10 protein-coding genes are annotated in these 13,522 nt (G+C 66.6%); 5 read left to right on the forward strand and 5 right to left on the reverse strand.

All coding sequences use genetic code 11. From position 1 onward, the window contains the following. Positions 1 to 43: 43 nt before the first annotated feature. Positions 44 to 967, reverse strand: a complete 924-nt coding sequence (locus LQG66_RS16175) for an alpha/beta fold hydrolase (protein WP_231327194.1) — start codon at positions 965 to 967, stop codon at positions 44 to 46. 59 nt (positions 968 to 1,026) lie between these two features. Continuing rightward, a complete protein-coding gene (locus LQG66_RS16180; RefSeq protein WP_231327195.1) occupies positions 1,027 to 1,638 on the reverse strand; it encodes a TetR/AcrR family transcriptional regulator in 612 nt (203 codons plus the stop codon). A gap of 150 nt (positions 1,639 to 1,788) precedes the next feature. On the opposite strand from LQG66_RS16180, the gene LQG66_RS16185 reads away from it, so the two are divergent. From LQG66_RS16185 to LQG66_RS16195, 3 genes are read left to right on the forward strand one after another with little or no spacing between them, the layout of a single operon-like run. Then, the gene (locus LQG66_RS16185) at positions 1,789 to 3,177 is read left to right on the forward strand and encodes a GH1 family beta-glucosidase (RefSeq protein WP_231327813.1); all 1,389 of its coding nucleotides are present in this window, start codon (positions 1,789 to 1,791) and stop codon (positions 3,175 to 3,177) included. Between the two features lie 3 nt (positions 3,178 to 3,180). Next, positions 3,181 to 4,164 carry a glucokinase gene (glk, locus tag LQG66_RS16190; protein WP_231327196.1) on the forward strand — a complete coding sequence of 328 codons (984 nt, stop codon included), beginning with the start codon at positions 3,181 to 3,183 and terminating at the stop codon, positions 4,162 to 4,164. After that, positions 4,161 to 5,099, forward strand: a complete 939-nt coding sequence (locus tag LQG66_RS16195; protein WP_231327197.1) for a 1-phosphofructokinase family hexose kinase — start codon at positions 4,161 to 4,163, stop codon at positions 5,097 to 5,099. Before glk ends, LQG66_RS16195 begins: the two co-directional genes overlap by 4 nt. Here the strand turns inward: LQG66_RS16195 and LQG66_RS16200 are convergent. Beyond that, positions 5,059 to 6,183 (reverse strand): SbmA/BacA-like family transporter, encoded by a 1,125-nt coding sequence (locus LQG66_RS16200; RefSeq protein ID WP_231327814.1) that lies wholly within the window; start codon positions 6,181 to 6,183, stop codon positions 5,059 to 5,061. The two genes, LQG66_RS16195 and LQG66_RS16200, sit on opposite strands and share 41 nt — an antisense overlap. Positions 6,184 to 6,357: 174 nt before the next feature. On the opposite strand from LQG66_RS16200, the gene ppsA reads away from it, so the two are divergent. Next, the gene (gene ppsA, locus LQG66_RS16205) at positions 6,358 to 8,793 is read left to right on the forward strand and encodes a phosphoenolpyruvate synthase (protein WP_231327198.1); all 2,436 of its coding nucleotides are present in this window, start codon (positions 6,358 to 6,360) and stop codon (positions 8,791 to 8,793) included. 13 nt (positions 8,794 to 8,806) lie between these two features. Here ppsA and LQG66_RS16210 read toward each other — a convergent pair whose 3' ends face one another. Together LQG66_RS16210 and LQG66_RS16215 are read right to left on the reverse strand one after the other, a co-directional pair. Next, positions 8,807 to 10,237, reverse strand: coding sequence for a lysophospholipase (locus tag LQG66_RS16210; protein WP_231327199.1), 1,431 nt, complete (start codon positions 10,235 to 10,237; stop codon positions 8,807 to 8,809). A 235-nt stretch (positions 10,238 to 10,472) separates the two neighbouring features. After that, on the reverse strand, positions 10,473 to 11,498 hold the full coding sequence (locus LQG66_RS16215; RefSeq protein ID WP_231327200.1) for a histone deacetylase family protein: 1,026 nt from the start codon (positions 11,496 to 11,498) through the stop codon (positions 10,473 to 10,475). A gap of 488 nt (positions 11,499 to 11,986) precedes the next feature. On the opposite strand from LQG66_RS16215, the gene LQG66_RS16220 reads away from it, so the two are divergent. After that, the gene (locus LQG66_RS16220) at positions 11,987 to 13,336 is read left to right on the forward strand and encodes an MFS transporter (RefSeq protein ID WP_231327201.1); all 1,350 of its coding nucleotides are present in this window, start codon (positions 11,987 to 11,989) and stop codon (positions 13,334 to 13,336) included. Positions 13,337 to 13,522 lie beyond the last annotated feature (186 nt).

Raw genomic sequence — 13,522 nt, forward strand, 5'->3', positions numbered from 1 at the left:
GCCCCTCCCGGAGCAGGGCTGGTCGCCGCGAGCCGTCGTTGCATCATGGCTTCTGCTTTGCCGCATGATCGAAGAAGCGGATCAGAGCCGCGCTGACCTCGTCCGGGCTTTCCTCCGGCATGTAGTGGCCGCAATCGGCGATGACGCCGCCTTCGACATTTACTGCCAACTGCCTCATTGCCTCGACCAGACCGGGACCGACGCCGCGCTCGGCACCCAGCGCGAGCACCGGCATCGGCAGCAGGCGCAGGCTCCGCGCCCGATTGGCGGCGACGCCCTCCGTACTGAAGGCCTCCTGGTAGTAACGTGTTGCCGCACGGATCGCGCCGGGAGCCGCCAGCTGCCGCGCATATTCCGCGATGTCGCCGGGACCGATCGCCCAGGGCTTCACCGCCTTGGCGCGGAACAGCCAGGTCAGGAACGCACGCTCCCGCCCCGTGATCAGCATCTCCGGAAGATCGTCGAGCCGATTGAAGGCAAAATGCCACGCCCTCAGGTTGGCCTCCTCGGGCGGAAGATCGCTGCGCGGCGACGACAATCCGGGCACCAGCGCATCCATCATCGCAAGCCGCCTGATATCGCCGGGCCAGTCGGCGGCATAGGCGTAGCCGATCCAGGCTCCGACATCATGACCGGCGACGTCGATCGGGCCCGCGTCGAGCAGACCGAGCCCGGCAGCGAAGGCATGAATGTCGGCCGCGACGGTCGTGAGGTCGTAGCCGGTCGCGGGCCGCTCGGAGTCACCCATGCCGCGCGGATCCACCGCAATGACGCGCCGCCCGGCCTCTGCGAGGCGCACCATGACGTGCCGCCACGCGTACCAGCTCTGCGGCCAGCCCGGCAGCAGCAGCACCGGCGCACCAGCGCCGCCCTCGACATAATGCAGCCGCACGCCGTTCGCAGCCGCTGTGCCGTGACGAAAATCTGCCGAGGACGCGGTCGGGTGGAAAAGAGCCGAGGCCTTCATTTGGAAACATCCATTTTCTAATTTGACACAGCAAGGTCAGCGAGCTTGGTCAAGCAAAGTCAGTCGAGCAGGCGCAGCGCCTCGATACAGATCGCGGCCATTTCGGCCTGCCGGCGGCCGCTCTTGCCGACGACGCGCATGCCCTGGATGACGCAGAGCAGCAGACGCGCTGTCGCCTCGGGATCGATCCGCGCGGCGATCGAGCCATCGGCATGCCCCTCCCGGAGGAAACGGAGCAGGCGCGCTTCATGCGTGGCCAGGATCTTCGTCAGCCGTTCGCGCAGCGCCGGGTCGGAGCCCGCGAACTCCATCAGCGTGCCGATCACGAGGCATCCGGTCCGTCCGGTCTCGCCGTGGCTAGTCTCGGCATAGGACTTCAGGACGGCCGCCACACGTTCCCGGCCGGTGCGCGCCGACGCCAGCAAATCGTCCAGCCGCCGCGTCCGCCGCTCGACATAGCGGTCGAGCGCAGCCATCAGCACGCCGCGCTTGTCGCCGAACGCCTTGTAGATGCTGCCCGAGGTCAGCCCCAGCGCCGTGTTGAGGTCGGCCACCGAGGTCGCGCTGTAGCCGAGCCGGCTGAAGACGGTGATCGCCTTGTCCAGCACGACGTCCATATCGAACTCGCGCGGGCGCCCCGGTGTTCGCTGCGGTGGTACGGAACTGCTCATGGTCACCCCTAATTAGGCTATGATCATTTCCGAATCAAGTCCGACTTGAAGCGGTAATTCCCCCCTCCCGCCCTTTGATCCGTATCAACTGATCGCTTCGAGGAAAAACGATGATGGGAACACATGTCAGCAAGGGTGGCCGCCTCGACCATGGTTCCTGAACGTATCGAGCCCCACCCGCGGGCAACGCCGCCGGGTCAGACCGGCTTTGTCTGGGGCGCATCCACCTCCGCCTTCCAGGTCGAGGGCGCAGCGCATCTCGATGGTCGGAGCGACAGCATCTGGGATGTCTATCTGCGCGCCCCCGGCCGGACAAAGGACACGGCCGAGACGGCTTGCGACCACTATCATCGCTATGCCGAGGACGTGGCGCTGATGCGCGAGCTAGGCCTGGGCGCCTACCGCTTCTCGATCGCCTGGCCGCGGGTGCTGCCGCAGGGACGCGGCGCAGCGAACGAAGCCGGCCTCGCCTTCTATGATCGGCTGATCGATGCGCTGCTCGCCGCCGGCATCGAGCCCTGGCTGTGCCTCTATCACTGGGACCTGCCGCAGGCGCTCGATGATCTCGGCGGCTGGCAGAACCGCGACATCGCCGGCTGGTTCGCCGACTATGCCGGGCTGGTGGCGCGGCGCTACGGCGATCGCGTCAAGCGCTTCGCGACCTTCAACGAGCCCTGCGTGTTCACGCTGTTCGGCTACGGCCTCGGCTGGCATGCGCCGGGCGTGGCCGACAAGGCGGCGCTGCACAAGGCCATTCATCACGTCAATCTCAGCCATGGCCGCGCCGTCGACGTGCTGCGCAGCGATGTCAGCGACGCCTCGATCGGCGCGATCCACAACCGCCAGCCGTGCTATCCCGCGACGAGCAACCCGGCAGACGCCGCGGCGGCCCTGCGGCTCGCCGCCTATTGGAACGACGCCTTTCCGTTCCCGCAAGCGTTCGCCTGCTATCCGCCGGACCTGGCGGACGCGGTCGCGCCCTACATCGTGCCCGGCGACATGGCGCAGATCGCACGGCCCGTCGACTGGTTCGGGCTCAATCACTATTCCCCGCACTACGTCAAGGCCGACACCAACCTGATCGGCGCCGGCTTCGGCGCTGCACCGGACACCGTGCCGCGCAGCGCGATCGGCTGGCCGGTGGTGCCCGACGCGTTCCGCGACACGCTCATGGACATCCATCAGCGGTTCCAGCTTCCGATCTACGTGCTGGAGAACGGCACGGCCGCCGCCGACGTGATCGATCCCACGGGCCATATCCAGGATGACGGCCGGATCAGCTATCTCAGGGCCTACACGGCCGCGATGGAACAGGCGATCCGGGCCGGGGCCGACGTGCGCGGCTATTTCGTGTGGTCGCTGCTGGATAATTTTGAATGGGGAGCGGGCTATTCGCAGCGCTTCGGCATTGTCTATGTCGACCACGCCACGCAGCGCCGCATTCCCAAGGCGTCTGCGCGGTGGTATGCGGACACGATCGCGGCACGGCGGGCCCTGGCGCACGCCAGCGAGCCGCGCAAATTGACGGAAAGCGGCTGAGGAATGAGCGATCGCGTTCTTCTGGGGGATATCGGTGGCACCAATGCACGTTTTGCGCTGCTCGACGGCGGCTCGATCGGCGAGGTCGCGCACCTGAAGGTCGCCGACTTTCCCACCATTATCGATGCGATCACGGATTTCCTTTCACGCGACGCTGCAGGCGGCCCGCCCTCGGCGGCCGTGCTGGACATTGCCGGCCCGATCGAACGCAATCGCGGCATGCTGACCAACAGCACCTGGGTGATCGATGGTGCCGAGCTGGCCGCGCGCTTCAATCTCCGCTCCGCAAAGCTGCTCAACGATTTCGAGGCCGTCGGCTGGTCGCTGTCCGCCTTGCATCCGGATGATTTGTTTCCGCTCGGCGGCAGCGCAGCCGTTGCGGGTGCGCCGATGCTGGTGATCGGCCCGGGCACCGGGTTCGGCGCTGCCTGCTATCTGCCCGGCGACGGCCGCCCGACGGTTGCCGTCACCGAGGCCGGCCATGCCACGCTGCCGGCCACCACGGCGCGCGAGGCCGCCGTGCTGGCGAAGATGCGCGAACGCTTCGGCCATGTCTCGATCGAACGCGCGCTGTCGGGCATGGGTCTCGCGAACGTCTACCACGCGATCGCGGCCGTCGACGGCGCCGCGGTGCCGCAGCGTGACGCGGCGGCCATCACGAGCGCCGCGCTCGACGGCAGTTGCGCGACCAGCCGCGCCACACTGGACATGTTCTGCGCCTGGCTCGGCGCCGTTGCCGGCAATCTCGCGCTGACCTTCTGCGCCCGCGGCGGTGTCTACATTGCCGGCGGCATTCCGCCGCGCTTTCCCGACTACTTCGCAAAGTCCGATTTTCGCAGGCAGTTCGAGAGCAAGGGGCGTTACGACAGCTATCTGCGTCCGATCCCTGTTCATCTGGTGACCAAGCCCGACATCAGCTTCCTCGGCCTGAAATCGTTCTTCGAGGCCGGCGTGGCTGCGAGCGGCGGCTCGGCCGCCGCCAGATGAGCGACATCGTCACGATCACGCCGAACCCGGCCGTCGACGTCTCGACCACCGTCGAGAAGATCGTGCCCGTGGCCAAGCTGCGCGGCACGACGCAACGGCGCGATCCCGGCGGCGGCGGCATAAACGTCGCCCGCGTCATCACGCGCCTCGGGGGTGATGTCACCGCGCTCTATCCCGTCGGTGGTCCGACCGGACAGCTGTTGAAGCAGCTCGTGGAGAAGGAAGGCGTCACCGGCCGCACCTGGACCACCGCCGAGGATACACGCGAGGACTTCTTCGTCCAGGAGCGCGCCACCGGCCAGCCCTACCGCTTCATCCTGCCGGGACCGACACTGACCGCGGCCGAGTGGCAGGCTGGCCTCACCCTGCTCGCGGGCCTGGATCCCTTCCCGCGTTTCGTGATCGGCAGCGGCAGCCTGCCGCACGGCGTGCCCACCGACTTCTACGCGCGTGTTGCCCGGCTTGCACGGTCACGCGGCGCTCAGTTCGTGCTCGATACCTCGGGCCCTGCTTTGGCAGCGGCAGTCGCTGGCGGCGTCGACCTGATCAAGCCGTCGCTCCGCGAGATGCAGGAGTTCGTCGGCGGCGAGCTTCCCGATGCAATGGCGTGGGAAGACGCGGCGCGGACGCTGGTCACGACCGGCAAGGCCGGCACGGTCGCGCTGACCATGGGCCATCTCGGCGCGCTGCTGGTGACATCAGACCGCGTGTTGCGCGCTCAGCCGCTGACGATGGTGCCGGTCAACGCCGTCGGCGCCGGCGACAGCTTTCTCGGCGCGCTGGTGGCAAAGCTCGCGGCAGACGTGCCGCTCGAAGACGCGTTCCGCTTTGCGGTCGCGGCCGGCGCCGCGGCGCTGCTGCGCACCGGCACCGCGCTGTGCGCCCCCGCCGACATCAGCCGCCTGCTTGCTGACGTGCGGCTTCAGACGGCGTGACATCGGCCTTGGCATCGCCGTTGAGCCGATCGAGCGAGAGCAGCAACCCGCCGACGCGCTCCAGCGACGACATCCACTCGGCGACGCGGCTGAAATTGTCCACCATCCAATTGAACGAGCCCTGCACCAGCGTGAACGCAGCGGCGGCCTGGGTGAGTTCGCCCAGCGTCATCTGATCGGCGAGGAACTTCGGCGCGCACAGCACGAGGCCGATGATCGGCGCAATCAGCGTGTTCAGATGAGACACCAGGGTGTTGCGCATCAGCTGCCAGCACAACCGCTTCCATTGCTGGATCGTGCGGTCGAGCGCCAGCCAGATGCCCGCAATGACACCGCGCTCCTCCTGCTTGGGCGTGATGCCTTCACCGATGTCGCGCAACAGATGCGCCGCGGTGATCAGCTCCGACTCGACCTGGTTTTTGGTCTGGATGACGCGGGTGAGCGGCGAGCCGACCCACAGCATCGCCCCGGTCACCAGCCCGGAATAGACGACGACGCTGACCACCAGATAGCCCGGAATCCAGAGCTGCAGCCCGGCCACGGCGAAGCCGATGGATCCGCCGACCTGCCACAGCACTTGCACGAACACGATCGCCGTCAGCAGCGAGGAGATCACACTGACCGCGAAGTCGATCGGCGCATCGGTGGCGATGCGGATGTCCTCGGCAATGCGGTACTCGGGAATCTTCAGATCGCCCTGCACCGTCGCGAGCCGCGCATAGCGGTCGTTCTCGACCCAATAATTGATCACCTTGGCGCTCAGCCATTGCCGCCAGTTGCGTTGCATCGCCATGCGGCCCCATACCGAGATGATCGCCAGCACGACGCTCGCCAGAGCAAGCGGGATCAGCAGATAAGCCTGCTGACGCAGCCGCGTCGGATCGCGGCCTTCCAATGCGTCGAAGAAATCCCTGTTCCAGTAATTGAAGCGGAACTGGACGTAGAGCTGAAGCACCACGAGGGCGACCAGGGCGGCGCAGAGCAGCCAGACCCGCCATGCCGTCGATCCGAGCCAGAACTGCTGCGCCGTTAGCCAGAATCGCGACCATTCGCGATTGCCGTCCTCGTTCTCGTCGTCGGACATCATTTTGGGCCGGAATTCCTGCAGTTCATGGGCTGTGGGCCGCCTTTGCTGGAGGAACTTCTACCATAAACGTGATCTAAGTAGCTCCCCGGCCGCCGCGCTTGATCTTCCGCAAGGTATGCGCCGCGTAACGCGACAAACTTAATGTCTGCGCTGCGATGCGGGAGATCACCGATGACGGCACCAGGCTACATCCGCTGGTTCAAGGATCTCCGTATCGAGGACGTCCCCGACGTCGGCGGCAAGACGGCGTCGCTCGGCGAGCTCTATTCGGCGCTGACGTCGCAAGGGGTGCGCGTGCCCAACGGCTTCGCACTGACGGCCGCCGCCTATCGCGATGCCTTGCGCGCCACCGGAGCCGACGACGCGCTGCGCCAGCTGCTCGCGGGCCTCGACAAGCGGCGCATCGCCGATCTCGCCAAGCGGGCGGCGAAAGCGCGCGCGATCGTATTCGCGGCGACCGACCGCGACGATCTGCGCCGCGAGGTGGCAGAGGCCTACAAGCAGCTGGAGCAGGAGTATGGCCGGGGCGTCGCGGTCGCCGTGCGCAGCTCGGCCACCGCCGAGGACCTGCCGAATGCCAGCTTCGCCGGCCAGCATGAGAGCTTTCTCAACATTCGCGGGCCTAAGGATCTGTTCGAGGCCTGCCGCCGCTGCTTCGCCTCGCTCTACACCGACCGCGCGATCTCCTACCGCGTCGACAACGGCTTCGCGCACGACAAGGTCGCGCTGTCGGTCGCCGTGATGAAGATGGTGCGCTCGGATCGCGCCGCCAGCGGCGTGATGTTCTCGCTCGACACCGAAAGCGGTTTTCGCGATGTCGCCTTCATCACCGGCGTCTACGGCCTCGGCGAGACCATCGTGCAGGGCACGGTCGACCCGGACGAGTTCTACGTCCACAAGCCGACCTTCGCGGCAGGCTTCCGCAGCGTGCTGTCGCGCCGGCTCGGCGCGAAGGACAAGCGCATGGTCTATGCGAAGACCAGCGCGCGCGGCGCCACCACGCGCAACGAGGCGACGCCGCCGGCCGACCGGGCAAGATTCTGCATCAGCGATGCCGACGTGCTGGAGCTGGCTCAGGCCACCATCGTCGTCGAACAGCACTACTCGCAGAAGGCCGGACGGCCGACGCCGATGGACATCGAATGGGCCAAGGACGGCCGCGACGGCGCGCTCTACATCATCCAGGCCCGTCCGGAGACGGTGGCATCTCAGCGCCGGCCCGAGATGGTCGAAACGCACGTGCTGAAAAAGACCGGCAAGGTGCTGGCGACGGGCCGCGCCGTCGGCGAGAAGATCGCCGCCGGCAAGATCCGCTTGGTCCGTACGGCGAAAGACCTGCGCGCGTTCCGGCCCGGCGAGGTCCTGGTCGCCGCATCGACCAGCCCGGACTGGGAGCCGGTGATGAAGACGGCGGCCGCGATCGTCACCGATCACGGCGGCCGCACCTGCCATGCCGCGATCATCGCCCGCGAGCTCGGCGTGCCCGCGGTGGTCGGCACCGAAGACTTCACGCGGCGCGCCAAGACCGGCGCCACCGTCACCGTCTGCTGCGCCGAAGGCGATGCCGGCCATGTCTACGAAGGCGCGCTGCCGTTCGAGGTCGAGCGCATCGCGATCGACAAGCTCGAGCGGCCGCGCACCGAGATCATGGTCAATCTCGGCAATCCCGAGCTCGCCTTCAAGACCGCGCTGCTGCCGAACGACGGCGTTGGCTTGGCGCGCATGGAGTTCATCATCAACCAGTCGATCGGCATCCACCCGATGGCGCTGGCGGCGCCCGACAAGGTCACGGCGGCGAAGGACCGCGCGACGATCAAGCGGCTGACCGCGCGCTACAAGAAGCCGGCCGATTTCTTCGTCGAGCGGCTGTCGGAAGGCGTCGGCACCATCGCCGCCGCGTTCCACCCACGCCCGGTCATCATCAGGCTGTCGGACTTCAAGACCAACGAATATGCCAGCCTGATCGGCGGCCGCGATTTCGAGCCCAGGGAAGAGAACCCCATGCTCGGCTTCCGCGGCGCGGCGCGCTATGCGCACCCGGCCTACGCCGCCGGCTTCGCGCTGGAATGCGCGGCGTTGCGGCGGGTGCGCGACGCGATGGGCTTACGAAATCTGAAAATCATGATCCCGTTCTGCCGCCGCGTCGAGGAGGCGCGCAAGGTGATCGCGGCGATGGCCGGGCACAGCCTGGTGCGTGGCGAGAACGGGCTCGAGATCTACATGATGTGCGAAATCCCGAACAACGTGATCCTGATCGACGAGTTCGCCAAGCATTTCGACGGCTTCTCGATCGGCTCCAACGACCTCACCCAACTCACGCTCGGCGTCGACCGCGATTCCGACATCGTCGCGTTCGATTTCGACGAGCGCGATCCCGGCATGCTGGCGATGCTGAAGCTGGCGGTCGAGGGCGCGCATCGCAACCATCGCCATGTCGGCATCTGCGGCGAGGCGCCGGCCAACTATCCGGAGGTCGCGCGCTATCTCGCCGAGCTCGGCATCGACTCCATCAGCGTCAATCCGGCGAGCATCGTGCGCACCATGGAGATCGTCCGCACCGCGGAGCGGGAGCTCGCACCGCGCGCGCCGCAGGCGCTGGCGAGCTGATCATCGCCGCAGCTCAAGAACCGGTCTTGAAGAAGTCCAGCACGGTGGAAGCGCCGCCGATGACGTCGCCGCTGCCATAGAGGCTTGCCAGGAACGTTCCGCGGTGGCTGGCGCCGGTGACCGCGACGCCTTGCGCAAAGTGGCCGTCGGCTGCCAGCGGCATCTTGACGAGGCTCGGCGGCAGCGCCTCATCGACAAGGCCGTAGTAGTACCGCATCGGCGAGTCATAGTCCCAATAGGTCGCACTGTTGCCGGCCAGGCGGCGCAGGAAGCGGCTGTTGGTGTCGTGGGTGAAGCGATCGAAGAAGCCATCGACCAGCAGATCCGAGGGCTGAGGCACCGATTTGCTGAACGTCTCGTCCATGCTGTAGTCCGACCAGTATTTCTCGGCGAGCGCGAGGTGCTGTGGCTTGATCGCCGTCTTGAACAGATCGGTGAGCCGGTAGTGCTGGCGATAGCTGCCCAAGAGGACGATGACGCACGGCGTGATCCAGATCGGCTGCTTCGGATAGCTACCGTCGGTCGGCATGCCGGGTTGCGCCGCCACCCAATAGCGCATCGAGTCCACAAGATTGCTGAACGGACTCTGGGTGGCGCTCGCCGCCACCGCGACGCGCCGCCGCTGCAGCTCCTGGCGCAGCCATTGCGTATTCACGGCGCCTTGCGACCAGCCGTTGAGGAACAGCGCCTGCTTTCGCAAGCCGAGATGATCGAGCGCGAGCAGACCGGCGTTCAGCACGTCCAGGCAGCACTGCACGGTGGCGTCCTTCACTGCATAGGCCTCGCCGCGACCCTGGCGATACGGTCCCTTGCCGAGATAGTCGGCCGCGATCAACGCAAAGCCGTTGCCGACCAGACGCTGGACGTTGAACAGCGTCTCGATCGAATCGATATTGTCGCGTGGCTCGTAGTTCGGATCGGCCAGCTTGACGAGATTGGACGGCACCTGATCGAACGACAGGATGGTGCCGTGCTGCCATGATACGACCGGCAACGCGCCCGCGTGATCGGCGGGCAGCGCGAGCAGGCCGCTCACCTTGACGCGCTCTCCGGTCTCGGGGACGCGGGTGAAGGTCGTCAGCCGCCGCAGGTCGACGTCGACACGCGCACCGTGCTTGTCGGCGGAAAACGGCGGCAGGATATCATGCTCATTGAAGACGGCGTGAAACTTGGCCGCGAGCGCATCGAGCCGGTCCCTGGTGATGCGCACCGGCCGGCCGAGGCTTGCGCCGCTCCGTGGTTGTGCGACGGCAGGAGCGGCCGAGAGGGACAGCGCGGTGGCACCAACGCCGAGGCCCGCGGAGGCCAGCAGCCGTCGGCGCGACGGCCGGCCGCCCAAGTCTGCCGAGCCTGGCTCCGGCTCGGGACGTTCAGCGGTCAGGTCGGTCAACGCCGCTTCAGAGCGCACAAGTAGGGAATGCAGGTCGATCACTGGCCACGTCATGACATCCCTCGGAACGAATCACAGCTCAGGGTAGTCCGCGAAGCCTAGCAGTTGCTGAATGGTGTGCGATTGCGCCAAGGCAAGCTTCGAAGACAAGCTTCGAAGGCAAGCTTCGAGGGCCTGCTTCCTCATAGCGGTAAAGTGGCCCGCCTGGTCGCGTGCGCTCGCAACCGGGTCATGCGAACGATTTGCGATCGATTGTCACAGTGCCCACAAGGAGCGGGAGACGCTGGGGTCACCGCGCCTCTTCGAATCCTGCCAGCACCGCGGTCAGATTGTCGCCGAGAATGTCCGAGAGATAGCCGCCCTCCTGCACGAACACGGTCGGCAGGCCCAGCCGAGCGATCGCCGCGCCGATGCGCCGGAAGCCGGGCGTCGTCACGGCAAGCCCCGCGAGCGGATCGTGCTCGGACGCATCGAGACCGAGCGCGACGACGAGCGCCCCCGGCGCAAAGGCGTGAATCGTCTTCGCCGCCGCCTCAAAGGCTCGGAGATAGCCGTTGTCGCCGGTCTTCAGCGGCAGCGGGATGTTGAGATTGGCGCCGAGGCCGGCGCCCGCGCCGCGCTCATGCGCATAGCCCCAGACGAACGGGTAGTAGTGCATCGGATCGGCATGGATCGAGACGGTCAGCACGTCGGGCCGCTCATAGAAGATGCCTTGCGTCCCGTTGCCGTGGTGAACATCGACGTCGAGGATGGCGACGCGTTCATGATGCTGACGCAGAAGGGCCGCGGCGATGGCGCTGTTGTTCATGAAGCAGAAGCCCGAGGCCATGTCGCGGTAGGCGTGGTGGCCCGGCGGCCGGCACAGCGCGTAGGCCGCATCCTCGCCGTCGAGCAGCAACTGGGCCGCCGTCGCAGCGACATCGGTCGCGGCGCAGGCGCCGGCCCAAGTCCCCGGGCCGATCGGCGCCGAGGTATCGGTCGTGTGCCAACCGAGCCGCCCGACGATATGGGTCGGATAGGTGGCGGCGTTGCGCACCGGATGGACGTTCGGGATCATCTCCGCGCCGACATCTCCGAGCGCCGCCCAGGCGTCCCAGGCTTCCTCCAGGAAGCTGAGATATTCCGGACTATGAACGCGGGCGCGCGGCCCCTGGCCGAAATGGGTCGGCGCCAGCAGCTCATGCTTGCCGGCCTTCAATCCCGCAAGCAGGCGATCCGCCCGTTCGGGCTGCTCCGTCGTGCGCTTGACGACGCCGCGCACCAGATAGAATTGCGGATCGTGGCTGCGATGCAGCTCGGTGTAGACGGCCTTCACGCGCAATGACTCCTGTTCGCTTGCGCGAACGATTGTGCACGCAGCAGCCGCCGATACAAGCACAGAAGGTTCGCGCCCACATCGCTGCGCGCAGGCAACTTCCGGCGCACGGAACGGACCGGCCACGGCCGCGCTCCCGAATGTTGTCGCGAGCCAGTCCGCCGGGATCAAGGCGATCAGGCGCGCGCGGCGCGGTGGATGTGAGGAGAAATCCGCCTGCTGCTCGGCCCGTCGCAGCGGCGATCATCGAAAGTTCGCAGACCAACGTGCCAACCTTCGCGTGCCAACCTTCGCGTGCAAGCTTGATCGGCTCAGGCCTCGGGGGTCCGAACCCGGCGGGATCGCGAATTGGCGCCCCGGTCCCACCAGCATGGAGACCCCGCGATTGATCCAAATTTTGCATCGATCGATACAGGCTTCGGTTTGGACCCCGGCCCGTCATCTCCTCTAGGACAGTTCTTGAGGAACGTTTAAGAGAGGTGGAGCGCATGAGCGCAATCGTATCCACGGCCGAATTGCGCCGATCGCGCGTCCGGCTGTTCATCGTGACCATGCTTTTCCTGGTCACGACCGTCAACTACGCCGACCGCGCAACGCTGTCGATCGCCGGACCTTCGCTGTCCAAGGAGCTGCATCTCGATCCGGTCGCGATGGGCTACGTGTTCTCCGCCTTCGGCTGGTCCTACGTGCTCGCGCAGGTGCCGGGCGGCTGGCTGCTCGACCGCTTCGGCTCCCGCTGGGTCTATGCCTGCAGCATCGTCATCTGGTCGATCTTCACCATGATGCAGGGCTGGATCGGCTTCTTCTCCGGCGCGGCCGCGGTGACGGCGCTGTTCGCGCTGCGCTTCCTGGTCGGTTTCGCCGAGGCGCCGAGCTTTCCGGCCAATGCCCGCATCGTCGCCGCCTGGTTCCCGAGCAACGAGCGCGGCACGGCGTCGGCCTTCTTCAACTCCGGGCAATATTTCGCGACCGTGATCTTCGCACCGCTGATGGGCTGGATCGCGCATGAGTTCGGCTGGCGTCATGTCTTCACGGTGATGGGCGCGCTCGGCATCCTCATGGGCCTGCTCTGGATCAAGACCATGTACGGGCCGAAGGAGCATCCCGGGATCAACGAGGCCGAGCTCGACTACATCCGCGACGGCGGCGCGCTGATCGACATGGAGGGTGCCAAGGACAGCGGGAAGGACGGCAAGGCCGCGTCCGGTGGTCCGACCTGGTCGCATATCGGGCAATTGCTGTCGAACCGCATGATGCTCGGCGTCTATATCGGCCAGTACTGCATCAACACGCTGACCTACTTCTTCCTGACCTGGTTCCCGGTGTATCTCGTCAAGGAGCGCGGCCTGTCGATCCTGCAGGCGGGCTTCGTCGCCACCCTGCCGGCGCTGTGCGGCTTCATCGGCGGCGTGCTCGGCGGCTTCATCTCCGACGCCATCCTGCGCAAGACCGGATCGCTGACCTTGGCGCGCAAGATCCCGATCGTCGGCGGCATGCTGCTGTCGATGGCCATCATCGGCTGCAACTATGTCGACGGCCAGGCGCTGGTGGTCGGGCTGATGGCGCTGGCCTTCTTCGGCAAGGGCATCGGCGCGCTCGGCTGGGCGGTCGTCTCCGACACCTCGCCGAAGGAAGCCGGCGGCGTCTCTGGCGGCCTGTTCAACACCTTCGGCAACCTCTCCAGCATCACCACGCCGATCGTGATCGGCTACATCCTGTCGGCCACCGGCTCGTTCAACGGCGCGCTGGTGTTCGTCGGCGTCAATGCGCTGGTCGCGGCGTTCGCCTATCTCTTCATCGTCGGCCGCATCCAGCGCGTCGAGCTCCGAGCCTCCTGAGCACCACGCCCCCTTTGCGTGGTCTCGACTTGAACGGCGGCCTCGGCCGCCGTTTTTTTTTGCGCACAGCTGGTGCGTCATCCTCCGCCGTCATTCCGGGGCGCCCCAAGGGCGAGCCCGGAATCCATTTCGCCGCGCAATCTGCCGCACGATGGATTCCGGGCTCGTGCTGCGCACGCCCCGGAA

The sequence above is a fragment of the Bradyrhizobium ontarionense genome (genome assembly GCF_021088345.1).
Lineage (GTDB): Bacteria > Pseudomonadota > Alphaproteobacteria > Rhizobiales > Xanthobacteraceae > Bradyrhizobium > Bradyrhizobium ontarionense.